Annotated in this window: 24 protein-coding genes; 17 read left to right on the top strand and 7 right to left on the bottom strand. The window is 67.4% G+C overall.

Annotated elements, in window-relative coordinates:
- Positions 1-71: 71 nt before the first annotated feature.
- The 4 genes from EYR15_RS15720 to EYR15_RS15705 are packed head-to-tail and all read right to left on the bottom strand — an operon-like array spanning position 72 to position 5166.
- Positions 72-641, bottom strand: coding sequence for a sarcosine oxidase subunit gamma (locus EYR15_RS15720; RefSeq protein ID WP_131004524.1), 570 nt, complete (start codon positions 639-641; stop codon positions 72-74).
- Positions 634-3615: a sarcosine oxidase subunit alpha family protein gene (locus EYR15_RS15715; protein ID WP_131004523.1), complete on the bottom strand. Its 2982-nt coding sequence runs from the start codon at positions 3613-3615 to the stop codon at positions 634-636. The genes EYR15_RS15720 and EYR15_RS15715 overlap by 8 nt, the downstream gene beginning before the upstream one ends.
- Positions 3612-3896 carry a sarcosine oxidase subunit delta gene (locus EYR15_RS15710; protein ID WP_131004522.1) on the bottom strand — a complete coding sequence of 95 codons (285 nt, stop codon included), beginning with the start codon at positions 3894-3896 and terminating at the stop codon, positions 3612-3614. Before EYR15_RS15710 ends, EYR15_RS15715 begins: the two co-directional genes overlap by 4 nt.
- Before the next feature lie 10 nt (positions 3897-3906).
- Positions 3907-5166: a sarcosine oxidase subunit beta family protein gene (locus EYR15_RS15705; RefSeq protein ID WP_131004521.1), complete on the bottom strand. Its 1260-nt coding sequence runs from the start codon at positions 5164-5166 to the stop codon at positions 3907-3909.
- A 120-nt stretch (positions 5167-5286) separates the two neighbouring features.
- Here EYR15_RS15705 and EYR15_RS15700 point away from each other — a divergent pair, with 120 nt between their 5' ends.
- Positions 5287-6282: a LysR family transcriptional regulator gene (locus EYR15_RS15700; protein ID WP_131004520.1), complete on the top strand. Its 996-nt coding sequence runs from the start codon at positions 5287-5289 to the stop codon at positions 6280-6282.
- Here the strand turns inward: EYR15_RS15700 and EYR15_RS15695 are convergent.
- Positions 6269-8731: a TonB-dependent receptor gene (locus tag EYR15_RS15695; RefSeq protein WP_131004519.1), complete on the bottom strand. Its 2463-nt coding sequence runs from the start codon at positions 8729-8731 to the stop codon at positions 6269-6271. The genes EYR15_RS15700 and EYR15_RS15695 overlap by 14 nt on opposite strands.
- Positions 8732-8995: 264 nt before the next feature.
- On the opposite strand from EYR15_RS15695, the gene EYR15_RS15690 reads away from it, so the two are divergent.
- Complete coding sequence (locus tag EYR15_RS15690; RefSeq protein WP_131004518.1) at positions 8996-10789, top strand: pyrroloquinoline quinone-dependent dehydrogenase; 1794 nt, start codon at positions 8996-8998, stop codon at positions 10787-10789.
- Here the strand turns inward: EYR15_RS15690 and EYR15_RS15685 are convergent, their stop codons facing one another.
- Positions 10790-11650: a transglutaminase-like domain-containing protein gene (locus EYR15_RS15685; protein ID WP_131004517.1), complete on the bottom strand. Its 861-nt coding sequence runs from the start codon at positions 11648-11650 to the stop codon at positions 10790-10792.
- 243 nt (positions 11651-11893) lie between these two features.
- Here EYR15_RS15685 and EYR15_RS15680 point away from each other — a divergent pair, with 243 nt between their 5' ends.
- From EYR15_RS15680 to EYR15_RS15670, 3 genes are read left to right on the top strand one after another with little or no spacing between them, the layout of a single operon-like run.
- Entirely contained in the window at positions 11894-12739 is an 846-nt protein-coding gene (locus EYR15_RS15680; RefSeq protein ID WP_428977145.1) for a putative selenate ABC transporter substrate-binding protein, read from the top strand.
- Between the two features lie 49 nt (positions 12740-12788).
- Entirely contained in the window at positions 12789-13535 is a 747-nt protein-coding gene (locus tag EYR15_RS15675) for an ATP-binding cassette domain-containing protein (RefSeq protein WP_131004515.1), read from the top strand.
- 6 nt (positions 13536-13541) lie between these two features.
- Positions 13542-15068 (top strand): PhnE/PtxC family ABC transporter permease, encoded by a 1527-nt coding sequence (locus EYR15_RS15670; protein WP_131004514.1) that lies wholly within the window; start codon positions 13542-13544, stop codon positions 15066-15068.
- On the opposite strand, the gene EYR15_RS15665 is transcribed toward EYR15_RS15670, so the two are convergent.
- A complete protein-coding gene (locus tag EYR15_RS15665; protein WP_245498355.1) occupies positions 15065-15991 on the bottom strand; it encodes a LysR family transcriptional regulator in 927 nt (308 codons plus the stop codon). The genes EYR15_RS15670 and EYR15_RS15665 overlap by 4 nt on opposite strands.
- A 108-nt stretch (positions 15992-16099) precedes the next feature.
- Here EYR15_RS15665 and EYR15_RS15660 point away from each other — a divergent pair, with 108 nt between their 5' ends.
- The 12 genes from EYR15_RS15660 to EYR15_RS15605 all read left to right on the top strand — a co-directional run bounded on the left by EYR15_RS15660 (position 16100) and on the right by EYR15_RS15605 (position 25555).
- Entirely contained in the window at positions 16100-17092 is a 993-nt protein-coding gene (locus tag EYR15_RS15660) for an ABC transporter substrate-binding protein (protein WP_131004513.1), read from the top strand.
- Positions 17093-17094: 2 nt separating this feature from the next.
- Positions 17095-17955: an ABC transporter permease gene (locus EYR15_RS15655; RefSeq protein ID WP_131004512.1), complete on the top strand. Its 861-nt coding sequence runs from the start codon at positions 17095-17097 to the stop codon at positions 17953-17955.
- On the top strand, positions 17955-18740 hold the full coding sequence (locus EYR15_RS15650) for an ABC transporter ATP-binding protein (RefSeq protein WP_131004511.1): 786 nt from the start codon (positions 17955-17957) through the stop codon (positions 18738-18740). Before EYR15_RS15655 ends, EYR15_RS15650 begins: the two co-directional genes overlap by 1 nt.
- A 1-nt stretch (position 18741) precedes the next feature.
- A complete protein-coding gene (locus tag EYR15_RS15645; protein ID WP_131004510.1) occupies positions 18742-19497 on the top strand; it encodes an SDR family NAD(P)-dependent oxidoreductase in 756 nt (251 codons plus the stop codon).
- Positions 19491-20201, top strand: coding sequence for an SDR family NAD(P)-dependent oxidoreductase (locus EYR15_RS15640; protein WP_131004509.1), 711 nt, complete (start codon positions 19491-19493; stop codon positions 20199-20201). The genes EYR15_RS15645 and EYR15_RS15640 overlap by 7 nt, the downstream gene beginning before the upstream one ends.
- A gap of 10 nt (positions 20202-20211) precedes the next feature.
- Entirely contained in the window at positions 20212-20985 is a 774-nt protein-coding gene (locus EYR15_RS15635) for a creatininase (RefSeq protein WP_131004508.1), read from the top strand.
- A 71-nt stretch (positions 20986-21056) separates the two neighbouring features.
- Positions 21057-21941 carry an agmatinase gene (speB, locus tag EYR15_RS15630; protein ID WP_205741667.1) on the top strand — a complete coding sequence of 295 codons (885 nt, stop codon included), beginning with the start codon at positions 21057-21059 and terminating at the stop codon, positions 21939-21941.
- Positions 21942-21943: 2 nt separating this feature from the next.
- Entirely contained in the window at positions 21944-22903 is a 960-nt protein-coding gene (speB, locus tag EYR15_RS15625) for an agmatinase (protein WP_131004507.1), read from the top strand.
- 119 nt (positions 22904-23022) lie between these two features.
- Entirely contained in the window at positions 23023-23829 is an 807-nt protein-coding gene (locus EYR15_RS15620; RefSeq protein ID WP_131004506.1) for a quinoprotein dehydrogenase-associated SoxYZ-like carrier, read from the top strand.
- 17 nt (positions 23830-23846) lie between these two features.
- A complete protein-coding gene (locus EYR15_RS15615) occupies positions 23847-24428 on the top strand; it encodes a rhodanese-like domain-containing protein (RefSeq protein ID WP_131004505.1) in 582 nt (193 codons plus the stop codon).
- A gap of 12 nt (positions 24429-24440) precedes the next feature.
- Positions 24441-24824 carry a thioredoxin family protein gene (locus EYR15_RS15610; protein WP_131004504.1) on the top strand — a complete coding sequence of 128 codons (384 nt, stop codon included), beginning with the start codon at positions 24441-24443 and terminating at the stop codon, positions 24822-24824.
- Between the two features lie 11 nt (positions 24825-24835).
- Positions 24836-25555 carry a cytochrome c biogenesis CcdA family protein gene (locus tag EYR15_RS15605; RefSeq protein ID WP_131004503.1) on the top strand — a complete coding sequence of 240 codons (720 nt, stop codon included), beginning with the start codon at positions 24836-24838 and terminating at the stop codon, positions 25553-25555.
- Positions 25556-25576: the final 21 nt, after the last annotated feature.

Genomic DNA, 25576 nt, shown 5'->3' with positions numbered 1-25576 from the left:
CTCGGAGGAAATTTCACGCAGGCTATCGGAGGCGGGCTAAAATCGAAAGCGGCGCGGCTCTGCCGTCGGTCTCAGAGCTTCGCGTCGATCCCGCGGCTCTGGCCGGCATGGACCAGCCAACGCCACAGCGTCGCGGCGTAGGAGCGGAAGACCGCGATCTCGTAGGTCGGGGCGTCGTCCGTCTGCCAGAGATGGACCGAGATCGACGCCGCATGCGTCAGCGCCGCGTCGCCGGACGTAAACGCGCGGGGATGCAGGTCGATCGCGATCAGCGTTGCAAGCGTCTCGCGCGCTCTCTCGCCGGAAACCGACAGGACAGAGCGGCCGTCCGACTGGTCCGCCACGGCTGCGGGAAGCGTCGAGAAATCCACGGGTCCTGTCGCGGTCGCGAGCCATTTGCCGGGGCCGGCCCAGACGAAGGCGACCTCTCCGGCGGCGACCCGCGTCGGCGTCGTCGGCAGCTCGATCCCGTAGGCCGAGCGCACCGCGTCCGCGAGTTCCGCCTCTCGGCCCTTGAAGGCGGCGACCGAGGCCAGGGTGAGATCTGTGCGCTCCCGGAGAACGACGCCAGGGGCCGGTGCGGCGATCTCCGGGGCGACGTGCGCTCGGAGCGCGGAGCGGGCGAGGAGGGGCTCAGGCACGAAGACGCGCTCCTTCCGGATCGACGAAGACGGGGGAGACGACTTCGACCTCGATGTCGCCGGCGCGCACGGGGTCGTAGGCGCGGACGATCTCGCCCATGCGCTCCGAACCGCGAGAAAGGAAGCCGAGGCCGATCCAGTGCCCGTTCGAGGGCGAGTAGGCCGTCGAGGTCATGTAGCCCTCGTCGTTCGCAGCCTCGTTGCCGGCGCCCTTCGGCAGGAAATGCGCGCCGGAGCGCAGCCGCGCCGAGCGGTCCACCGGCCGGAAGCCGACGAGGACGGGGCGAGCCGAATCGGCAAGGCCTTCGCGGCCTGCCATGGCGCGGCCGATGAAATCCTTCTTCTTGGACATCATTCGGCCCATGCCGAGATCAGCGCCTGTGGTCATCCCGTTCAGCTCGGGACCGGCGGCGTGGCCCTTCTCGATGCGCATGATCGCGAGAGCCTCGGCCCCATAGGGGCAGATGCCGAAGGGCTCGCCCGCCTTGACGATCGCGCGGATCATCGCGTCGCCGTAGCGCGCGGGAACCGCCAGCTCGTAGGCGAGCTCGCCCGAGAAGGAGAGCCGGAACAGCCGCGCCTTCACGCCGCCGCACACCGTCAGTTCGGTCGCGCCCATGTAAGGCAGCGCCTCGTTGGAAACGTCGAACCCGTCGTCGACCAAAGCCGCCACGACGTCGCGAGAGCGCGGACCGGCGATGGCGTATTGCGCCCATTGGTCCGTGACCGACGTCATGTGGACGTCGAGCTCCGGCCAGAGCCATTGCTTGCAGAACTCGAGATGACGCATTACGCCCGCCGCGTTCGCGGTCGTGGTCGTCATGTAATAGTGGTTCTCGCCCAGCCGCGTCGTGGTGCCGTCATCCATCGCCATGCCGTCTTCGCGCAGCATCAGCCCGTAGCGGGCCTTGCCGACGCCAAGCGACGCGAAGGCGTTGACGTAGACCTTGTCGAGCAGGGTCGCGGCGTCCGGCCCCTGGATGTCGATCTTGCCCAGCGTTGACGCGTCATAGACGCCGACCTTGGAGCGGACGGTGTTGATCTCGCGGGTCGCGATCTGTAGCCAGTCGGTCTCGCCGGTTCGAGGGAAGTAGGCCGCGCGCATCCACTGACCGGTCTCGACGAAGACCGCGCCCTGCTCCTCCGCCCAGAAATGCGAGGGCGGCAGGCGGGTCGGCTTGAACTCCTTGTGCCGATGCGCGCCGCCGAGAGCGCCGATCGCGACCGGCGTGTAAGGCGGCCGGTTCATCGTCACGCCGGTGTCGGGGATCGATTTGCCCGTGATCTCGGCCATCAGCGCGAGGCCGATGACGTTTGAGGTCTTGCCCTGGTCGGTCGCCATGCCAAGCGTGGTGTAGCGCTTGAGGTGCTCGACGGAGCGGAAGCCCTCGCGCGCCGACAGTTCGACGTCGGCGACCGTGACGTCGTTCTGGAAGTCGACGAACGCCTTGCCGCGCTTGATCGTCGGGCGCCATGGACCGTCGCCGTACGCCTCTTCTGGTTCCGGCAGGAGCCGAGGCGTCTGGAAGCCTGGACCGCTGAACCCACAGGAATCCGCCGCTTCGGCGCCGGCGCGCGCGCCGGTGACGAAGGCGTCGCGCAGACCGTATTCGCCATTCGCGGAGCCGACGACGATCATGCCGGGTGGCGTGACGCCGGGCAGGAAGGCGGCGAGCCGCTCGTCCCATTTCGGCCGTCCATTCAGATGGTTCGTCAACTGAATCGCGGGACTCCAGCCGCCGGAGACGGCGACGAGGTCGCAGGGCACGTTGAAGCTGTCGCCCTTGGGGCCGGAGACCTCCACGCCGGAGACCTCCTGGAAGCCATAGGCGCGCGCGACAGTGCGGCCGAACACCAGCGTCGCGCCGCAGGCCCTCGCCGCCTCGTGCAGGGCTGGCGCGTCGCCGCGCGCGTCGATGACGGCGGCCACCTCGCAGCCCGCCGCAACGAGATCGCCGACGGTCTTCGCCGCGTCGTCATTGTTGGCGTAGACGACCGCGCGCTTGCCCGGCGCCGCCCCGAAGCGGTTGAGATAGGCGCTGACCGCGCCTGCGAGCATCACGCCCGGCAGATCGTTGTTGCCGAACGGGATCGGCCGCTCGATCGCGCCGGTCGCGAGCACCGCGCGCTTGGCGACGATGCGCCAGAAACGCTGGCGCGGCTGGTGCGGGGCGGGCGTCGCGAGATGGTCCGAAACCCGCTCCAGCGCGCCATAGACGCCGCCGTCATGCACGCCGGTGATCGTGGTCCGCGGCAACAGCGTGACTTCAGGAAGGCTCCTAAGCTCGGCGACGATCGACGACGCGAAGGACGAGGAGGAGTTCCCGTCGATCTCGAAGCGCTGCGCGTTCAGGCGGCCGCCCATCAGGAAGTCGTCGTCGGCGAGGATCACCCGTGCGCCGGAGCGACCGGCGGCGAGCGCTGCAGCGAGGCCGGCGGGCCCCGCGCCGATCACCAGCACGTCGCAATACGCCGTAGCCTTTTCGTAGGAGTCGGGGTCGGCTGCGTCCGCCGCGCGGCCAAGACCCGCAGCCCGGCGGATCAGAGGCTCATAGAGCTTCTCCCAGAGGGCCGCCGGCCACATGAAGGTCTTGTAGTAGAAGCCCGCGACAAAGGCCGGGGAGGCGAGCTGGTTCACCGCCATCAGGTCGAAGGCGAGAGACGGCCAGCGGTTCTGGCTCCGCGCCTCGAGGCCTTCGAACAGTTCGGCTGTCGTCGCCCGCACGTTCGGCTCGCGCCGGGCGCCGCTTCTGAGCTCGACCAGCGCGTTCGGCTCCTCGAAGCCCGCGGTGAGGATCCCGCGCGGGCGATGATACTTGAACGAACGGGCGACGAGCTTCACCCCGTTCGCGACGAGCGCGGAGGCCAGCGTGTCGCCGGCGTAGCCGTCGAGCCGCTTGCCGTCGAAGGCGAAGGAGACCGGCTTAGCGCGGTCGATCAGCCCGCCTTGGGGCAAGCGATGGGACTGGCTCACGACTGCGCCTCCGAAGTCCGCGCCAGCGCCACGTCTCGCGCCGCCTCGACGGTCTCGATCGCGTGGCTGCGGGTGTCCCGTGTCACCACCAGCCAGGACTGGCAGCCGAGCGCGTGGCTCCAGAGCTCGCGGTGAGCGCCGGCGGGGTTGTCGCGGAGATAGACGTAATCCGCGAACGCGGTTTCGGCCGCGTCGGCGGCGGGGCGCGTTACGCTCGCGTCGCCGAAATAGGCGAACTCGTCGACGCCGCGGAGGCCGCAATGGGGGCAGGCGATGCGCATGGGATCAGCCTCAGTGCAAATTGGGCTGCGCGCCGACGCCCTTTTCGTCGATCGTCCGCCCGCGGGCGAAACGGTCGAGGCGATAGGCGGTCGCGACAAGGTGGGGCGCGTCTCGGGCGATCAGATGGGCGAAGCAGTCGCCGGAGGCCGGCGTCGCCTTGAAGCCGCCATAGCACCAGCCGGCGTTGAGATAGAGCCCGTCGACAGGCGTCGTGTCGATGATCGGAGAACCGTCCATCGACATGTCCATGATCCCGCCCCAGGAGCGCAGCATCTTCACCCGGCCGATCGACGGCATCAGCGCCATGCCGCCTTCGCAGACGTCCTCGACCGTCGGCAGGCTCCCGCGCTGGGCGTAGGAGTTGTAGCCGTCGAGATCGCCGCCAAAGACCAGGCCGCCCTTGTCGGACTGCGAGATGTAGAAGTGCCCGGCGCCGAAGGTGCAGACCGTGTCGATAAACGGCTTTATGCCCTCCGACACAAAGGCCTGCAGAACGTGGCTCTCGATCGGCAGCCTCAGGCCCGCCATCTGGGCGACGCGCGATGAGTTTCCGGCGCAGGCGAGCCCGACCTTCCCCGCTCCGATGAAGCCGCGGGTCGTCTCGACGCCGCGGATGCGGCCGTCCTCGATGCGGAACCCGGTGACCTCGCAATTCTGGATGATGTCGACGCCGCGTCCGTCCGCTGCGCGGGCATAGCCCCAAGCGACAGCGTCGTGTCGCACCGTGCCGCCGCGCTTCTGGCGCAGCGCGCCCTTGATTGGGAAGCGCGCATTGTCGAAGTCGAGCATCGGCAGGATGCGCTTGAGCTCCGCGACGTCGAGCAATTCCGCGTCGACGCCGTGCAGCCGCATCGCGTTGCCCCGCCGGGCATAGGCGTCGCGCTGGCCGTCGGAATGGAACAGGTTCACCACGCCGCGCTGGCTGACCATGGCGTTATAGTTAAGGTCCTGCTCCAGCCCCTCCCAGAGCTTCATCGAGTGCTCGTAGAATGGGATGTTGCCGGGCAGCAGATAGTTGGAGCGGACGATCGTGGTGTTGCGGCCGACATTGCCGCCGCCGATCCAGCCCTTCTCGACCACGGCGACGTTCCTGATGCCGTAGCGGCTCGCGAGATAATGGGCGGTGGCCAGACCGTGGCCGCCGCCGCCGACGATGACGACGTCGTAAGCCGCCTTGGGCTCGGCGTCGCGCCACGCTGGCTTCCAGCCGGAATGCCCGCGCAGGGATTCACGGAGCACGGAGAAGATCGAGTAGCGATCGGTCGACATGTGCGCCAAGTCCACGGTTCGTCAGCCGGGACGATGGACTGCGTCGACAGAGCGCTCAATATAAGTTTGAGTTATAGTGCTAGCTTGCAGGGCATTGGCGGATGACGAGGTTCCCGGCCCATGTCACGCTCTGACGACCTTCCCTTCGACCTCCGGTCGCTCTCGATCTTCCTCGCCGTCTGCGAAGCGGGCGGCATGGCGGCCGCGGCGCGACGGATGGGGCTTACGCAGCCCGCCGTCTCGCTTGCGATCGCCGAGCTCGAGTCGCGGCTCGGCGCACCGCTGTTCGACCGCAGTGTTCGGCCACTTGCGCTGACCACCGCCGGCGCACTGCTCCGCCAGCGCGCGAGCGCGCTGCTGTCGGAGGCGCGGCAGATTGGACCAATGATGCGCGAAGCGTCTCGCGGGCGCTTGTCGCTCGTCCGCGTGGGGCTTGTGGACTCGCTGTCGCGCGCCTTCGCGGCCCCGCTCGCGCAGCACCTCGCCGCACGCGCCGACGAGGCCTCGGTCTATTCCGGCCTAACCAGCGCCCACGCCTCGGCGCTCGTCACCCGCAATCTCGACCTGATGATCGGCGTCGACGATCTTGGCGACATGACCGGTCTGGAGCGCTGGCCGATCGTCGCCGAAAACTATCTGCTCGCGAAGCCAAGGGGATCGCGCCCTGTTTCGTCCGTCGCCGATCTCGCGGCGTTGGCCTCCGAGCTCGGCTTTGTCCGCTTCAGCGCGCGCTCCTCCACTGGCGTCGACATCGACCGCCATCTCAGGCGCCTCGGGCTGGAGATCCCGCGAGCGATGGAGTTCGACACGCCCTACGGCGTCTCCGCGATGGTCGCCAGAGGCGGACATTTCGCGATTACGACGCCGCTCTGTCTCTACGAGGGGGGCGGGGACCTCTCGACGATCGAATTCGTCCCGACCCCAGGGCCGCAGCTCCGCCGCCAACTCACCCTCGTCGCCTTCCGCCACCAATTCGGCCGCCTGCCCGCCGACGTCGCAGCGCTCGCGCGCGGGATTCTCGCGAGAGAGGTCGCCCCGGAACTGAAAAAGGCCGCCCCGGCGCTCGGAGCGGCCTTTTCGGTGCTTGGATCGGACGGAGCCGTCAGTTCTTCGTGACGAGCACCGGGGCGGCGTCGGCCGTGAATTTGTAGCCCACGCCGACATAGGCGCCGCGCGGGCGGGCCGGCGTGATGCTCCGGCTGCCCGAGAGGTTCAGGAACTCGATGTCGTCATTGTCGTAGAACGTGCCGTAGGTCGCGTAGCGCTGATTGAACACGTTATCGATCAGGCCGAACACGCGGATCTGGTCGGTGACCTGCCAGGACGCGTTGGCGTTGAACACTGCATAGCCCTTGAGCTTCCGCTCCTGATTGGACTCGTCGCCGACGAGATACTGGCTCGACATGATCACCACGTCCGCGCCGAGCGTCAGCTTCGGAACGGGCCGCCAGGCGACGCCGATCTTCGCCTGATGCTCCGGAATGGCGGGGAGATGGTCGCCCTTGCGGACGTTGATCTCGCCTGCGCCGTTCGCCGATGGACTGTTCGGCGAACCGAGCGTCACGTTCGACCGGAAGGTCGCGTCGATATAGCTGTAGTTCGCGTACATGCCCCAGGTGTCGGTCTGGTAGTCCGCCGAGAGCTCGACGCCTGCGCGCTGGGTGTCCCCGGCGTTCCGGAAGTAGCCGCGGCCGGTGATGAAGCTCGGGATCGTTAGGATGTCGTTGTTGTTGTAGGCGAAATAGCCGCCGACCTTCCAGTTGAGGAGGCCGCCGAAGCCGGGAGTCGTGTGGCCGCGCAGGCCGATCTCGCCGGTCCGGGTCACGACCTGCTTCAGAGGCGGATCAGAGACCAGGAAGCCCTCGAGCTGGCAGGGATTCGACGGATCGGCGCAGGCGAGCTCGAGCGGCGTCGGCGCGCGGTTCGTCTCGGAATAGCTGGCGTAAGCCGTGGTCTCAGGCGTGATTTTGTAGGTCACGCCCGCCATCGGATTGAAGCGGGTGAAGTTGTGCTTGCCATCGATGCCCGACCCCGCGGGGATCGTCATGGCTTCATCCGAGTAGTTGACGAACGGACTGAAGTCCTTGAGCGAGATATGCGCGTAGTTCAGCCGCGCACCGATGGTGGCCGACAGGCGATCGGTGACATCGAGCGTGTTGCTCGCGTAGATCCCGAGATAGTCGTTCCGGGTCTTCACGTCCGTCGGCAGAATCCCGCCGGGAATGGTCGTGTGATAGATGTCGCCCGTCCCGTCGACCTGCAGGTCATCCGGGATGATGCCGAGTTCGCTGTTGCCCCGGAAATCGGTCCAACCGTGGTCGTAGCTGACGCCCACCACGAAGTGGTTGGTCTTGCCCCACAATTCATTTGTGTTGGTGGCCTGAGCGGTGCCGCCGACGGTCTGGGACTTCGTCCAGGATCGCTCGATCGAACCCGGGCGGTCCTCGAAGCCGGCAGGCGCGACGACCGGGTTCCCGTTCTTGTCCCGCACGATCAGGCGCGGATCGTCGTCGTCCGGATTTGTGCCGGTCGCGGGGTCGATGATGTCATCGGCCTCGAGGCAGAGATTTCCGGCTGCTGCGAGCACAGGATCCTCGCAGAGTCGGACGTCGGTGTCGTTGCCGTCGACATGGCTCTGCTTGAAGCGGCGATAATAGGCGTTGGTCTGCAGCGACCAGGCGTTCGAAAGGTCGAACTGGCCCGTCAGGTTGAACTGGGCGGCCTTGTTGTCGGTGGTCTGCGGGCCGGTATAGACGGCCTTCCGCCCATCGCGGTCGAGCAGTTCTTGCGGGGTCGGGCCAACCACGCCGAGATGGGTGTCAGCCAGCGACACGTTGAAGTGGATCTCGGCGGCGTCGCCCTTGTAGCCGATGTCGCCGTAGAGCCGTTTGACGTTCGAGTTCGAGAAGTCGCGCCAGCCGCCGTCACGCTCGCCCTCGAGCGCCAGATAGGCCGACCAGTTTCCGAACTGCTGGCCCCATTGGGCGTTGCCGGAATACTTTCCGAAGGAGCCCGCCAGGAACTCGGTCTCGAGGCCCTGATAGGTGAAGCCGTTCTTCATCTTGATGTTCAGCGCGCCGCCGAGCGCGTTGAGGCCGAACACCGGATTGTTGGTGAAGACGTCGGCGCGGTCGATCGCGACCTCCGGGATGAGATCGAAGTTGACGGTGTCGCCGAACGCCTCGTTCTGGCGGACGCCGTTCTGATAGACGGCGATGCCCTGCGGCGTGCCGTTCAGCGGCGAGGCGACGAAGCCGCGGAAGTAGAAGTCCTTGAAGTACGGATTGCCCTGCACGTCGGCGAGGCTGACGGAGGGGGTCTTGCGCGCGATCGCTTCAGAGACCGAGCGTTGGGACACGCCGGAGAAGTCGCTCTGCGTCACGCTCGTGACAGCCGACGGAACCTTGTCACGGTCGAGCCCGTCACCTCCGATCGGCGTGGTGCCGATGACGTCGATCTCTTCGAGAGAGGTTGACCCGTCCTGCGCCTTGGCAGGAGCGATTGCGAGCAGCGCCGAAAGGCTGACAGTCGAACACAACAATAGACGCGACGCGCCACGAATCATCTCGGCCCCCGAACGCAAACGTTTCCCCGGCCGCCTCGTAGGACGGCTCGGCCCCATTAGACGGGAAACCTTCCCGCCATCAAGTTGCCATCCTGCGAACACAACTTGATTTGATCGCCTAAGATGCTGATCTGCAACATTATTATTATCTCTTAGGAGAGAACGGGGCGCGGTCTGCTCATATCGCGGCTAAAGCAGGCGTTGCTTGAAAACGCGCGCGCTCCATTATCCCGCCTCGCCTGAGCGGCCGGAGAGAGCAGCGTCATGAAGCGTTTCCACATCATCCTGGCGCTTCTGCTCGCCGCAGCGCCAGGCAGGGCCGCGCCGATCGACGACGCCCGTCTGCAAAGCGCAGGCTCGGACACGGGGAACTGGATCTTGCCCGGCCGCGACTATGGCGACAGCCGGTTCTCGCCGCTTTCCGCAATTGATCGGACGTCGGTGAAGCGTCTCGTCCCGAAGTGGATCTATCAGACCGGCTACGCCGCGACCTTCCAGACGACCCCGCTCGTCGCCGACGGGGTGATGTACCTCTCCGCGCCGTTCTCCCACGTCATCGCGATCGACGCGAAGACGGGCCGCGAGCGCTGGCGCTACGAACACAAGGCGACGACCAAGAAACTCTGCTGCGGCCCGGCCAATCGCGGCGTCGCGCTGGGCTACGGGCTCGTCTATGTCGCGACCGTCGACGCCCGCCTCGTCGCGCTTGATCAAGCGACTGGAAAGGTCGTGTTCGATGTGGCGCTTGCGCCCGCGACCGACGCTGAGGCGCCGAGCGAGGACAGCGCCACGATTCGAGGCGGCGACGCGGCGATGAAGGGCGCAGTCGCCGGCGCGACGGGCATCGGGGCGAACTCGGCGCCGCTGGTTTATGACGGCAAGGTCATCGTCGGCATCACCGGCGTCGGCTACGGCCTGCATCTCGACAGCGACCGGCCCGGCGCGCCGCTCGGCGCGGTCGTCGGCGTCGCCGGGCGCTACGGAAGGCCGGGCTTCCTCGCCGCCTTCGACGCCAAGACCGGCGCGCGAATCTGGACCTTCGAGAGCACCAGGGAAGACTGGGAGGGCGCGTTCTCGCAGGAGACGGCCTATGGCGTGAAGCTGGAGCGCGACATCCCGGCCGAGAAGGCGGCGGCGCCCGAGCACAAGGACGCCTGGAAGTTCGGCGGCGGCTCGATCTGGCACGCGCCCGCGCTCGATTCGAAAACCGGGCTGCTCTACCTTGGCATCGGCAATCCGAGTCCGCAGGTCGCGGGGGAAAGCCGGCCGGGCGACAATCTCTATACCTCCTCGCTGGTCGCGATCGACGCCAAGACCGGCAAGCTCGTCTGGCACTACCAGCAGGTGCCGCACGACCTTTGGGGCTACGACGTCGCGAGCCCGCCGGCCTTGTTCGACGTCGAAGTCAGTGGCCGCAAGGTCGCGGCGGTCGGTCAGGCGAGCAAGCTCGGCTGGTACTTCGTCCACGACCGCGCGACCGGCGAACTGCTGTTCAAGTCCGAGCCTTACGCGCCGCAGACCAACCTGTTCCGCGCGCCGACGAAGGAGGGAATCGTCATCGCGCCCGGCGTCGGCGGCGGCTCGAACTGGTCGCCCGCGGCGGTCGACGAGCAGGCCGGCCGCGCCTTCGTCGCCGCCATGCACTGGCCCTCGACCTATCGAGCCCAGGAGATTGCGGCGACGGCCGACAAGCCCGCCGTGCGCTTCTTCAGCATCGAGCCGGTGAAGGAGGGGATGTACGGGCTCCTGAGCGCTATCGACCTGAAGGCCGGCGGCAAGATCCTCTGGCAACGCCGGACGCCCGAGCCGCTGATCGGCGGCACGCTCGCGACCGCCGGCGGGCTGGTGTTCAACGGGGAGGGAAGCGGCGACCTCTCGGCCTTCGATTCAGCGACCGGCGAGACGCTGTGGAGCTTCAATTGCGGCGCCGGCGTCAACGCCCCGCCGATGGCCTACGCGGTCGACGGAACGGAGTATGTCGCGGTCGCCGCCGGCGGCAGCCAGATCTGGGGCTTTCGCCAGGGCGGCGCGGTGATCGCGTTCGGGCTGCCGGACTGATCACGCCGCGCCGGCGTTCGGCGCGGGCTCTTCGGTCGAGATCGCATCGGTCGTGCGCGGCGTCGGCTCGGGCTCGCCGTCGGCGCGCTCGATCCAGATGTTGATCGGGCCGGCCTCCATCAATCCGAACGGCGTCGAGAACGCGATCTCGGCGGCGTCTCGGCCGACGCCGATCCGCACCAGCCCGTCGAGCGCCGCCTGCCGCGTCGCGTCGAACAGCCACCAGCGGCCGTCGAGATAGGCCTCGAACACCGCGTGGAAATCGGCCGGAGACAGGCCGAACGCGTAGCAGCTGACAAGCCGCGCGGGGATGCCGAGCGCGCGGCAGAAAGCGATGCCGAGATGCGCGAAGTCGCGGCAGACGCCCGCGCGCCGGATCAAGATCTCGGTCGCCGTCGTCTCGGAATTGCTGCTGCCGCGCCGGTAGTCGATGTTCTGGTAGATCCAGCTGCAGATCGCGCTGACCCGCTCGTAGCCACGGGGAAAATCGCCGAATTCGCGATAGGCGAAATCCGCTAGACGGTCGGACGGGACGAAGCGGCTCGGCAGCAACTGGGGCAGGATGTCGAGCGGCAGGTCTCGGACGTCCATCTCGCGCACTCCAGTAGGATCGGCGCGGTGGACGTGGAGGTCGACCTCGGCTGTGTAGTGCACCGAGAAGTCGCCGGGCTGAGCAAGCACTCGGATGTAGCGGTTTTGAAGATCCGGGACGGTGTAGTCGACGACCGGGAGGTCGGGCTTCAGCGTCAGGCTGTCCGTCAGCGCCTTGTGGCGCTGGAGCTTCGCGACCTGGAAGTTGAAGATGAAGACGGTCTCCTCGAGGATCTTATATTCGAGGTCGCAGCCGAGCTTGAACTTCATCGTGAAAAGGTCCTTGGCGCGGCGGGCGCGTCCGCGCCGCTCTTGATGGCGGCGACTGTAAATGGATTTTCCGCCCGGCGCCGGGCCGGAAAAGCTGATTTTTCGACCTAAGGCTCCTCGCTTTTCAAAATAACCCGCTTCCTCTTGGACGCATGACGCGCGACAAAAGTCGCTCCGCGAGCTCAAAGATCGCGGCAAAGACGTCATACGATCACGAGGAGGTCGCCCGTGAGGCGCATCGTCATCGCATTCGCCGCCTTGCTCGCGCTCTGCGGTCAGGCGTTCAGCCAAGCCGCCTTCGTCTTCACCGCCATCCCCGACCAGGACGAAAGCCGCCTGGTCGAGCGGTTCACCAAGGTCGCCGAGTATCTTCAGGGCAAGCTCGGCGTTTCGGTCAAATATCTGCCGGTGAAGAGTTATCCCGCGGCGGTCACCGCCTTCACGAACGGCGACGTGCAACTCGCTTGGTTCGGCGGTTTCACCGGCGTGCAGGCCCGCAAAGCCAATCCCGGCGCACAGGCGCTTGCGCAAGGCGCCGAGGATGCCGCCTTCAAGACCTATTTCATCGCCAACGCCGCGACGGGTCTCGAGAAGACGGCTGACTTTCCAAAGGAAGCCGCCGGCAAGACCTTCACCTTCGGCGCTCGCTCCTCGACCTCCGGCCGGGTGATGCCGGAGCACTTCATCCGGCAGGCCTTTCCGGGCAAGACGCCCGAGCAGGTGTTCTCAAGGGTCGGCTTCTCCGGCGACCACAGCCGCACCATCCAACTCGTCCAGTCCGGCGCCTTCGAGGTCGGCGCGGTCGATTATTCCGTCTGGGATCTCGACGTGAAGGCGGGCAAGGTCGATGCGGCCAAGGTCAAGATCATCTGGGAGAGCCCGCCCTTCCCGGACTACCAGTGGACGGTCCGCGGCGACGTCGACGAGACATATGGCGCAGGCTTCACGGGAAGGCTCAAGGCGGCGCTGATCGAGGTGACGGACCGCGCGATCCTCGATCCGTTCGGCCGCTCGAAGTTCATCCCGGTCGACAACGCCGCCTATGCGCCCGTCGAGGAGGTCGGCAAAGCGACAGGCCTGCTGGATTGAGGCGGATGGGTTCTGCGTGCTTCGAGCCGGCTCTTCGAGCCTCCTCAGCATGAGGGGCGAGAAGACTCTCGTCAGCAGAGACGGTCCTCATGCTGAGGAGCCGCGGCGCGAGCCGGGGCGTCTCGAAGCACGCACGCCCGCTCCGCTCATCCATCTCAAGAACGCCACCGCGGGCTATGGCGGCCGCGCCGCTCTTCGAGGGATCGACCTCACGATTTACGCGGGCGAGCGCGTCGCGCTAATGGGACGGTCGGGGGCGGGCAAATCCACGCTGGTGAACCTGATCCACCGCGAACTCGGCGGCCAGGTCGCGCTCGCGCCGCAGGCCTCCGCGCTCGTCGACGCGCTCAGCGTGTTCCACAACGTCTATATGGGCCGGCTCGATCGCCGCTCGACGCTTCGGAATCTTTGGACCCTCGTCCGGCCGGCACAGGCGGACGTCGCGGCGGTCCGCGAAACGCTGGCGCTGGTCGAGCTGGAAGCCGAGCTGTTCTCCAAGGCTGGCGCGCTTTCGGGAGGCCAGCGCCAGCGCGTCTCTGTGGCCCGCGCGCTCTATGACGGACGACCGGTGATCGTCGCCGACGAACCGGTCTCGGCGCTCGATCGCCGGCAGGGCGCGGCGATCCTCGCGCGCATCGCGGAGCGCTCGGAAACGACGATCCTCGTGCTCCACGACGCGCCGCTTGCGCTCGACCACGTGGACAGGATCGTCGTGCTGGACGACGGGCGGATCGTGCTGGATCAGCCGTCCCGCGCGCTGTCCGCAGCCGACCTCGCGCCGTTCTTCGAGGCCTGAGGCACGATGTCCGCATTGGCCGCCATCCTGCCGCGCGGCTACCTCTCGGCGACGCGGGCCTTCGTCTTGCTCGCCGCCGTCTCGCTGCTGTTCGCCGATCTTGCGGTCACGACGATGGATCCGTTCGGCGAACTCCGCCGGATGTTCGCCGGCCTGGCGGCTCCGGATTTTGCCGCGATCGCGGGATGGAGCGTGGTCAGCACGCTGGCCTTCGCGGTGGTCGGCGTCACGCTCGGCGCGGGGGCCGGCTTCCTGCTCGCGATCGTCTTCGCGCGCTCGCGGACGGTGCGCATCGCCTGCGCGCTGGTGCGGTCGGTGCACGAATTGTTCTGGGCGCTGCTGTTGATGCAGGTCTTTGGCCTGTCGGCGATCACAGGCGTGCTCGCCATCGCGCTGCCCTACGCCGGCATCTGCGCAAAGGTTTATTCAGAGATGATCGAGGAGGCGGACCTTTCCGCCCTCGTCGCCCTGCCGAAGGCCACCTCGACCGTCTCGGCGTTCTTCTATGCGCGGCTGCCGGATTTGGCCGTGCGTATGAAGACCTACACGCTGTACCGGCTCGAATGCGCCATGCGCTCGACGCTCGTGCTCGGCTTCATCGGCTTGCCGACGATGGGCTTCTACCTCGAGAGCGCCTTCCGGCAGGGGCGCTACGCCGAGGCCGGCGCGCTGCTGCTTGTCTTCTATGTGCTGATCGGATCCCGGCGGCTCTGGGCGCGCGCCCGCACGCTGCCGCTGCTGTTCGCGGCCGCGATCCTCGCGCTGCCGTCTATGGGCGGTTCGGGAGACGTCTCGAGCAACCTTCTTCGCTTCGGTCGCGCTATCATGCCCGCGCCGCTCCGGAACGGCGACTGGCTCAGCCTCGAGACCTGGAGCCGCTTCGGCGCATGGCTGAGGTCGATCGTGACCGAGCAGATCCTGCCCGGCGCGCTCGAGACGCTCGTCCTGTCGCAGCTTGCGCTGGTTGCGACGGGCGCCGGGGCGCTCGCACTGCTCCCGCTGGTCTCGCGCCGCTTCACGGGCCGGCTCGGCCAGCCGCTCGGCCGCATTCTGCTGGTCGTCGTGCGCTCGACGCCGGAATATGTCCTTGCTTACGTGCTGCTGCAGCTCTTCGGGCCATCCATGCTGCCCGCGATCATCGCGCTCTCGATCCACAATGCCGGCATCATCGGCTATCTCATGGGCCGCCATGTCGACGGTCTCGCCTACCGCCCCGACGCGCCGCGCGGCGTGAACCTCTACGCCTACGAAGTCGTGCCGCGCGCTTACGGGCAGTTCCTCGCTTATCTGCTCTATCGCTGGGAGATCATCCTCCGGGAAAGCGCGATCTTCGGCATCTTGGGCGTCGCGACCCTCGGCTTCCACGTCGACGCCGCGATCTCGGAGCTGAGGCTCGACGTCGCCGTCGTGCTGATCCTCGCCACGGGCTGCATGGCGATCGCCGTGGACGCGCTGTCGCGGGCGCTCCGAAAATCGCTGAGGATCGAGCGCTTGCCGGTGCGGCTCTCGACGGCGTCTATCGACCGCGCCTAGCCTTCCGCCGCCTGCCGCTTCAGCTCGTCCACGAAGGCGTCGACCAGCGGAAGCTCTCCCTTCGGCCGCCGAGTCGCGACGAAGTGCTGGGATTCGAACCCGTAGCCCTCGCGGCGGATGACGCGCATCTCGCCGCGCGCCGCCCAGTGATCGCCGATATGGTTCGGCAGATAGCCGACAAAACGTCCCGACAGGATCAGCATCGTCTGGGCCTCCATATGCATCACTGCGCCGCTCGCCCGCGGATGGTTCACACGATAGAGGTCGTCGAGGTGGCGGTAGCGGCGCACCGAGAACAGCGCCTCCTCGATGTCCTCGTGCCGGATCGATTTGTCCGGTCGCTCGAACAGCGGGTGCCCTTTGCCGCAATAGAGCGCGTGCGGCTCGCGGCAGAGCGGCGCATAGACGAGGCCCGGCGCCTTCTGGCTGAACGGGCCGACGACGATGTCCCGCCGTCCGTCCATCAGCGCCTGTTCGAGCTCCAGCGGGGTGCCAAGCTCGAGGTCGACGAAGACCTCGGCCGCATAGCCCATGTAGCGGCTGAACGCAGTCTGGAGGCCGAGCTTGGGATTGGTCACCACGCCGTCGACCACGCCGACCCGCAACCGTCCGACGAGACGCTGCTGATCGCGGCCGATGCGGGCGTGGAAGGCGTCGACGTCGTCGAACAGCCGTCGCGCCGCGGCGTAGGCCGCCTCGCCGAACGGCGTCAGGCGGAAGCCTCCCCGGCCGCGCTCGCAGAGCTGACCGCCGAGTTTTCGCTCGAGCGAGGATAGGTGGGTCGAGAGCGTCGATTGAGACAGGTTGAGATTGATCTGCGCGTCCGCGAAGCCACCGGATTCTGCCAGCGTCAGAAAGACGCGCAGCAGCCGCAGGTCGATATTGTCGAGCCTGCGCATGCGGGCTTTGGGGCGGGCGTCCATGGGGGTCTGGTCTTACATCGATGTCGGTCGATGTATCATTCCAACAAAAGCGATATCCGTCGATGCGAAAGCGCGAAATGATCCCTCCAGCACCGAATGGAGGTCGCCATGGGACGTCTTCGTCATACGCTTGTCGTCGCCAGCCTGGGTCTGCTTGCGGCGGGTCCCGCCCTCGCGGCGGACACGCTCAGGGTTCTCGCTCCGACCTGGCCGGGCTATGCGCCGGTCTTCGTCGCGATCGACAAAGGGTACTTCAAGGAACTGGGGCTCGACGTCGACATGCGGTTCGAAGACGACCGCTCGAACGTTCTCGCGGCAATGACGCGCGGCGACATCGAAGTCGACATGCGCACCGTCGGAGAGCACCAGGGGCGTCCCCGCGACGCGAACACCCCGGGCGTGATCATCGGCACGATTGACAAGTCTGTCGGCGGCGACGGCGTGATCGCGGACGGATCGATCGCCTCGATCAAGGATCTCAAGGGCAAGACCGTCGCGGTGGAGCCGAACATCCCCGCACGCCTCCTGCTTCAGCTCGCGCTCAAGAAGGAGGGCATGACGCTCGACGACCTCAACATCAAGAACATCATGACGCCGGACACGGTGGCGGTGTTCGCCGACAGCTCGATCGCCGCGATCGGCACCTACGAGCCGTTCATGTCGCAGGCGGTGTCCTCGCAGACGCAGCGCAACGGCAAGATGCTGCTGTCGTCAAAGGATAGCGACATCATTATCGACGTGATCGATGTCCGGCAGGATGACCTGAAGACCAATCCGACGAAATACCAGAAGTTCATGAAGGGCATCTTCAAGGCCGTCGAACTCTACAAGTCCGACCCTGCCGAATTCATCAAGACGACCGCGCCGCACTACAATCTCAGCGACGCCGAGGTGAAGGGCATCTTCGACACCAGCCTGACGTTCACGGGAGCCGAGGAGACGGCCAAGCTGATCGGCACGCCGGACAAGCCGGGAACGCTCTACGCCATCTTCGACACGGTGATGGACCTCAACGTCGAGAACAAGGCCGCCGACGCCAAGCTCGACGTCAAGTCGCAGATCGACTCGTCCGTCATGGCCGCCGTCTCCGGCGCAAAGTGAGCATGACCGAGGGACGCGTCATTCCTGATGCGGCGTCCCTCCCTGCGACAAGGGACGCCGGCCTCCGCCGGCGCCCCTCCGCGGTCGGAGGCGCCTTCCGGCTACGCGCAGCGCTGCCCCGTCCCTGGGGCGCCGTGATCGCGGTCGCCTCCAGCATCGCGATCCTTGCGCTTTGGGAGTTCGTCGCCCGGCTCGGTCTGACGACGCCGCTGTTCTTCCCCGCGCCGAGCGAGATCCTCGCGGCGATGGGCCGGATGTTCTCCACCCAGCATCTCGCTTGGCACGCCTGGGTGTCGACGCTGCGCGTCTGGGGCGCGTTCCTGCTGGCCGCGGTGATGGCGATCCCCATCGGCATGGCGATGAGCGGCTTCCGGCCGGTCGGCGCGGCGCTCGAGCCGGCGATCGACTTTATCCGCTATCTGCCGGTCCCGGCGCTCGTCCCGCTCTCGATCATCTGGTTTGGCGTGGGCGAAGAGACCAAGATCTTCCTGTTGTGGCTCGGCACCTTCTTCCAGCTCGTGCTGCTCGTCGCGGACGACATGCGGCGCGTGCCGAACGAATACTTCGAGACCGCCTACACGATCGGGGCGAGCCAAGCGCAGGCGCTCAAGGACGTCGCCTTCCGCGCGATGCTGCCGAGCCTCATCGATAATCTCCGCATCACGCTCGGCTGGTGCTGGACCTATCTGATCATCGCCGAAATCGTCGCGGCCGACAGCGGGCTCGGCTTCGTGATCTGGGCCGCCCGCCGCTACATGAAGACGCCCGAGGTGATGGCCGGCGTGGTGCTGATCGGCGTGATCGGCCTCGCCACCGATCAACTTCTGCGCGCCATCCACCGCCGCGCCTTCCGGTATCTGTGATGGCGACCGCGCCAACTCCTCATCTCGTGTTCGACGGCGTCACGAAGCGGTTCGGCTCCGTGCAGGTCGTCGAGCAGCCCTTCGATCTCGAAGTCGCGCGCCACGAGTTCGTGGCGTTCCTCGGCCCCTCCGGCTGCGGCAAGACCACGCTGATGCGCATGGTCGGCGGGCTCGACCAGCCGAGCTCGGGCGAGATCCGCCTCGACGGTGAGCCGGTCGGCCGCCCGGACCGGCGGCGCGGCATGGTGTTCCAGTCCTATTCGTCCTTCCCCTGGCTGACGGTCGGACAGAACGTCGCCTTCGGCATGAAGTACCGGAAGGACCTGTCGGAGCAGGAGAAGGCGGTCCGCGCGGAACGCTATCTCGACCTCGTCGGGCTCTACGAGTTCTCCGACAGCTATCCGAACCAGGTTTCGGGCGGCATGCGGCAGCGCATCGCGATCGCCCGCACGCTCGCCGCCGGCGCCGACGTGCTGCTGATGGACGAGCCTTTCGGCGCGCTTGACGCGCTCAGGCGCGAGCAGCTCCAGGCCGAACTCCGCCGCATCCAGCGGCGCGACGCCAAAACGGTGGTGTTTGTCACCCACGACGTCGAGGAGGCGCTGTTCCTCGCCGACCGCGTGGTGGTGTTTTCGAAGCGCCCGACGCGGATCGTCGCCGAGATCGACGTGAAGACGCGCCTCGGCGAAGAGCGGACGCTGGAGATGCGCGACGGGGACGACTTTTTCGCGCTCCGCCGCGAGGCGATCGGCGTGGTGCGCGCGGCAGCCGGCGGGGAGCTCTGAGATGCTGCAGGGTCTATCCGGCCGATCGGTCGTCGTCACGGGTTCCAGCCGAGGCATCGGCCTCGGGATCGCGCGCGCCTTTTCCGCCGCCGGCGCGGAACTCACGATGCTCGCAGACGACGAGGGCGTGTTCGAGGCCGCCGAGCGGCTCGGCGCGCGCGGCGTCCTCGCCGACATCACCGACTCCTACGCCGTCGAGGCTTTCGCCGCCTCGATCGGCCGCCTCGACGTGCTGGTGAACAACGCCGGCTACGAGCGGCTGACGCCGCTCGACGATTTCTCGTCCGAGAACGAAGCGACCTTCCGGCGCATCCTCGAGATCAACGTCGTCGGGACTTTCCTGATGACCCGCGCGCTCGCGCCGAAGATGTCGGCCGGCGGGCGCATCATCAACACGGCGTCGGTGTGGTCGCGCACGGCGGAAGCGGAGTTCGGCGCCTATGTCGCGTCGAAGCACGCCGTGATCGGGCTGACCAAGACCTGGGCGAAGGAGCTCGGCCCGCGCGGGATCAACGTCAACGCCGTCTGCCCAGGCTGGGTCAAAACGGAGGCGTCGCTGCGCTCCCTGACGCGGATGGCCGAGCGGGCAGGGCGGCCGGAAGAAGAGCTTCTCGACGGGATCGTCGCGGCCCAGGCGCTGCCGGGCTTCATGGAGCCGGAGGACGTTGCGGGCTCCTACCTGTTCCTCGCCTCGGACCTTGCGGCGAGCGTCACCGGCCAGAGCCTCGGAGCAGACAGGGGAGAAGCGCCATGGTGAGCCCGCATCAGGGGCTGCGCGTCGTCGTCACGGGGGCGTCGAGCGGGATCGGCCGAGCCGGCGCAATGCGGCTCACGGAAGAAGGCGCAAGGGTCGTGGGCCTCGACATCGCGCCGATATCCTCGGCATTCCCGATGGTCGCGTGCGACCTCGCCGACGAGGCTCAGGTGGTTTCCGCGATGGCCGAGGCCTCCAAGACGCTCGGCGGGCTCGACGCCGTCGTGAGCTCCGCCGGTCTCGATCTCGAAAGCCCGCTCGAACGCTTCGACCTCGCCGCGTTCGACCGCATGGTCGCCGTCAACGTGCGCGGGGTGATCCTTATCGCTCGCGAGGCGCTGAAGCACTTCGGTGAAGACGGGGGGCGCATCGTCAACATTGCCTCCGAGCTCGGCTATCTCGGCCGCGCCGGCGCGTCGGGCTATTGCGCGACCAAGGGCGCCATCCTCGCGCTCACGCGCTCCTGGGCGCGGGAGCTCGCGCCGAAGGTGCTGGTCAACGCGGTCGCGCCGGGGCCGATCGACACGCCGCTGCTGAACTTCGCCGCGATGACGCCCGAGCAGCAGGCGCTCGAAACGCTGAATCCGATGCGCCGGATCGGCCGTGCCGAAGAGGTGGCCGAGGCGATCCTTTTCCTGACCAGCCGCCGGACGACCTTCACCACGGGGCAGTGCGTGAGCGTCGACGGCGGCGCCGCTATGCACTGAGGGGATCAAGATGGTCGACAGCGTCTTCATGGCCGAACTGAGCTGGCCGGAATACGAAGCCAAGGTGAAGGCTGGCGCGCCGGTCTTCCTGCCCCTCGGGGCCACCGAGCAGCACGGTCCGCACATGGCGATGAACGTCGACGTCGTGCTGCCGACCGGCGTCTGCGAGCGCGTGGCGCGGGAGGTCGGCGGCCTCGTCGCGCCGTGCATTCCCTACGGCTGCAAATCGATGCCGCGGTCGGGCGGCGGCGAGGCGTTTCCGGGCACGACCAGCCTCGACGCGCATACTTTTTCGCTCGTGATCCGCGATGTCATCCGCGGCCTCGGTCGTGACGGGGTGCGCAGGATCGTACTCGTGATCGGCCACTACGAGAACATGTGGCCGTCCGTCGAAGGTCTCGATCTCGGCCTGCGCGAGCTCCGCCGCGACGGGATCGCGGACATGCAAGCCATGCGGCTGGAATATTGGGACTTCGTGCGCCGCGAGACGCTCGACCGCCTGTTCCCGGACGGCTTCCCCGGCACGGAGCTCGAGCACGCCAGCCTGCTTGAGACCTCGCTGATGCTTTTGCTACGGCCTGATCTCGTCGAGATGGACAAGGTCCCCTCGGACGGCCCCGCGCAATTCCCGACCTACGACATCTGGCCGACGCCGAGGGGCTTCGGCCCGGCGTCCGGCGTGCTCGCCGTCGCTCACGGGTCGAGTGCGGAAAAGGGCCAGTGGCTGATGGACGACCATGTCGCGCTGATCACCGCGGCGGTGAGGAAGGAATTCGGACTTTGAGCGACGCACCCGCTCATCCCGAACCGCTCGACAGCGGCGCCGTTCCGCGCTTCGCTGGCATGTCGACCTTCATGCGCCTGCCGGTGATGGCGCCGGAGGAGGTCGACATCGCGATCGTCGGCGTGCCGTTCGACATCGCGGTGACGAACCGACCCGGCACGCGCCACGGGCCGCGGGAGCTGCGCAACCAGTCCTCGCTGATGCGCCGCTACAATCATACGACGTGGCGCTCGCCTTACGACGCCGCGCGGGTCGCCGATTGCGGCGACGCGCCGGTGCACCCGCTCGATCTGATGGAGAATCTTTCGCTCATCGAGGGGTTTTATGCGCGCATCAAGTCGGCCGGCGCGCTTCCGCTGACCGGCGGCGGCGACCACCTCATCACCCTGCCGATCCTGCGGGGGCTGAAACCGGAGGAGCCAGTCGGCCTCATCCAGTTTGACGCGCATTCCGACACCTATGACGAATTCTTCGGCCAGAAATACAATCACGGCACGCCGTTCCGCCGCGGGATCGAGGAAGGGCTGATCGACCCGAAGCGGTTCGTACAGATCGGCATCCGCGGCTCGATCGGCGATCCCAGGAACTTCGACTTCGCGCGCGACGCGGGAGTGCGCACGATCTTCATGGAGGAGTTCTGCGCCCGCGGCGTCGACGACGTGATGGCGGAGGCGCGCGAGATCCTCGGCGACAAGCCGACCTACGTCACCTTCGACATCGACGGCATCGACCCGTCCCAGGCGCCCGGCACCGGCACGCCGGAAATCGGCGGCTTCACGACCCGGGAGGCGCAGGCGATGGTGCGCAAGCTCTCCGGTCTGAACGTGATCGGCGCCGACCTCGTCGAAGTCGCGCCGCCGTTCGACCCGTCGGGGCTGACTGCGATGACGGGGGCGACCATCATGTTCGAGCTGCTCTGCGTGCTGGCCGACCACGTGGCCGCGCGGGGGACCTGACAATGGCCCACGGCTACGAAAGCGGGCGCCTCGATCTGCCCTTCGTCGGCGTCGCGACCTTCGGCAAATATCCGCTGCAGCTCGACTGGGACCGGATTGACGCGGACGTCTGCATCCTCGGCGCGCCGTTCGATCTCGGCACGCAATGGCGCTCAGGCGCGCGGTCGGGACCGCGGGCGATCCGCGAGGCCTCAACCCTGTTCGCCTTCGGTCATTCCGGCGCCTACGACCACGAAGACGACGTCGTCTATCTCGAGGCGGGCAAGGCCCGGATCGTCGATCTCGGCGACGCCGACATGATCCATACCGACACGATCCGCAGCCACGCCAATATCGAGACGGCGGTCCGGACGATTCTGAAGGCCGGCGCGATCCCGGTCGTGCTCGGCGGCGACCACTCCGTCAACATCCCCTGCATCGCCGCCTTTTCCGACGAAGCGCCGATCCATCTCGTGCAGTTCGACGCCCATCTCGACTTCGTCGACGAGCGCCACGGCGTCCGCTACGGCCATGGCAGTCCGATGCGGCGCGCGGCGGAGCGGGATTACGTCACCGGCCTGACGCAGCTCGGCATCCGCAACGTCTCGTCCACCGCCCGCGAAGGCTATGAGGACGCGCGGGCCATGGGCTCCGACATCCTGTCCGTCCGGCAGATCCGCAAGCTCGGCGTCGAGGCCGTGCTGGCGCGGATCCCGGCCGGGGCTCGCTATTACGTCACGATCGACATCGACGGCTTCGACCCGTCCATCGCGCCCGGCACCGGCACGCCGAGCCATGGCGGCTTCCAGTACTACGAGGTGCTGGAGCTGCTCGACGGCCTGACCAAGCAGGGCGAGGTGGTCGGCGTCGACCTCGTCGAGGTCGCCCGCGAATATGACCCGGCGGGCGTCACCTCGATCCTCGCCGCGCAAGTGCTGCTCAACCTCATCGGCCGGATGCTGCACAACCGCGCGCTCCGCTGAACAATAAGAGCGGGAGGCGTAACGAAGGTTCGGGATGGCGCGTATACTCCGAGGCCGCATAATCCGGGCGAACCCGGCCCATGGCCAAAGGCGACGCAGAGCGCCGCACGGAGGAACACATGATCGCGAATGTCTCGCGCGCCGCGGCCTTCGGGCTCGCCGCCGCTCTTTCCCTCTCCGCCGCCCACGCCGCCGACGACAAGGCCGAGCGCGAGGCGCGCTGGACGGAGCTTCGTCAGACCGTGTTCGGCGACCGCAAAGTCGAGGATGGCGACCTCGTCTCGCTCGACACGCCGGTTCGGGCCGAGGACGCCTCCATGGTGCCGATCGCGCTGAAGGCCTCTCGTCCGGGCGAGGTGAGGGCGGCGACGCTGTTCATCGACGACAATCCAGCGCCGGTCGCCGGCAAGATCACCTTCGGCCCCGCGGGCGACGCCAGCCTCACCAAGCTCCGCGTGCGGGTGAACACCTATTCCAACGTCCGCGCGGTGGCTGAGACCTCCGACGGCCGCCTTGTCGAGACCGCCAACTTCGTGAAGGCGAGCGGCGGCTGCTCCGCGCCCGTCGGCGCGAGCGACGAGGAAGCGATGAAGGGGATGGGCGACATGCGCCTGCGCGTCCGCGACGAGGTGACTCCCGGCAAGCCGGCCGTCGCCACGCTGATGATCCGCCATCCGAACTTCTCGGGCATGCAGATGGACCAGGTGAAGCGCACCTACACGCCGCCCCGCTACATCAAGACGATCAAGGTCACCTATAACGACAAGGACGTTTTCACGCTCGACGGCGACATCTCGATCTCCTCGAACCCGGTGATCGAGTTCGGCTTCAAGCCGGAGGCGAACGGCAAGATCACGGTCGCGGCGACCGACACCGCGAACGCGCATTGGGAAAAGACCTTCGACGTTCCCTCCCAGGGCAACTGAGCTCGGGAGACAGGGACATGACGCGTGATTTCCTTAAGGCGGCGCTTGTCTTGGCGCTCCTGCCGGCGGCAGCGCTCGCCGGCGGCCCGGGTTCGGCGCCCGAGCCCGATGGTCTGTGGACCGGCGCACTTGCGGGCTACACGCCTTCGACGCTGAAAGGCGCACAGGTGGTCGAGACTGCGGCCGTCGCAGATCTCGCCGAGAAGGGCGCGGTTCTTCTCGACGTCGGCCCCGCCGACCGTCGACCCGATACGTTGCCGAAGACCGCGATCTGGCTGCCTCAGCATCGGGCGATCCCGGGCTCGGTCTGGATGCCTGGCGCCGGCGAAGGCGTCCTTCGGCCTGAGCAGGAAAAGAGGCTGAAGGACCGCGCTACGGCGCTCTCTGGCGGTGATCTTTCGAAGCCGGTCGTCACCTATTGCAAGCCGGACTGCTGGGGGAGCTGGAACCTCGGCAAGCGGCTCGTCGGTTGGGGCTTCACCAACGTCCACTGGTTCCCGGCCGGCATCAATGGCTGGCAGGAATCCGACCGTCCGACCGTGCCCGTCGGGATCGACGCGGATTGGCGCGCGACGACAGCGCCCGCAGCCGAGCGCTGAAGGACAGCCGATATGATCCGCAATCCCCTCCTGCCGGGCGCCTGCGCCGGGGCCATCCTGTGCTGCGCGGCGCCCGCCTTCGCTGCTCCCTTCTCGGCGGAAGCCTTCGACGCGGCGGTCGCCTCCGGCGGGCCCGTGCTCGTCCATGTCGCGGCGCCGTGGTGCCCGATCTGCAAGGCGCAGCATCCGGTTCTTGAGAAGTTGTTGGCTGACCCTCGGTTCGCAAAGATGCAGGCCTTCGACATCGACTTCGATACGAATAAGCCCGCGCTGCGGAAGGTCGGCGCGCAGCTCCAGAGCACGCTGATCGTCTACAAGGGCGGCAAGGAGGTCGGCCGCTCGGTCGGCGAGCCGCAGCCTGAATGGATCGAGGATCTGCTCGAACGCGCGCTCTAAGGCCTTAAGCCGTGGCCGGTACCCTGCTCCTCGCCTTCCTCGCAGGCCTCGTCTCGATCCTGTCACCCTGCGTGCTGCCGATCGTCCCGCTGGCGCTTGGGGCCGCGGCCTCCGAGCACAGGCTCGGCCCACTGGCGCTCGCGAGCGGCCTCGCGCTGTCTTTCGTCATCATCGGCCTGTTCGTGGCGACCGTCGGCTTCTCGATCGGCCTCGACAGCGACGTTTTCCGCGCCGTCGCGGCTGTCATGATGATCGTGGTCGGCGCCGTCGTGCTGCTGCCGGCCGCGCAGGCGCGGTTCGCACTGGCGGCCGGTCCAGCCGGACACTGGGCGGCGGAGCGGCTCGACGGGGCGTCGCGGACGGGTCTCTCAGGTCAGTTCGTCGTCGGGCTGCTGCTCGGTGCGGTGTGGAGCCCCTGCGTCGGGCCGACGCTCGGGGCGGCGTCCGTGCTCGCCGCGCGCGGAGAAAACCTCGGCGCCGTCGCGCTCACCATGCTGGTCTTCGGGCTCGGCGCGGCGGTCCCGCTGCTGGCGCTCGGCATGGTCTCGCGCGAACTTACGACGCGTTGGCGCTCCCGACTCGGGAGCGCGGGCCGGACTGCTAAGATCGTTCTCGGCGTGCTGCTCATCACCGTCGGGGCTATCGTGGCGTCAGGCGTCGACAAGACGGTCGAGACCGCGCTTGTCCAAGTCTCGCCTGAATGGCTCACCGCGTTCACCACGCGGTTCTGAGCGCTAGACCTTTAAGTCTAG

Origin of the sequence: Hansschlegelia quercus, assembly GCF_004310425.1 — a bacterium.
GTDB lineage: Bacteria > Pseudomonadota > Alphaproteobacteria > Rhizobiales > Methylopilaceae > Methylopila > Methylopila quercus.
This window is presented reverse-complemented; position numbering and strand designations above follow the sequence as displayed.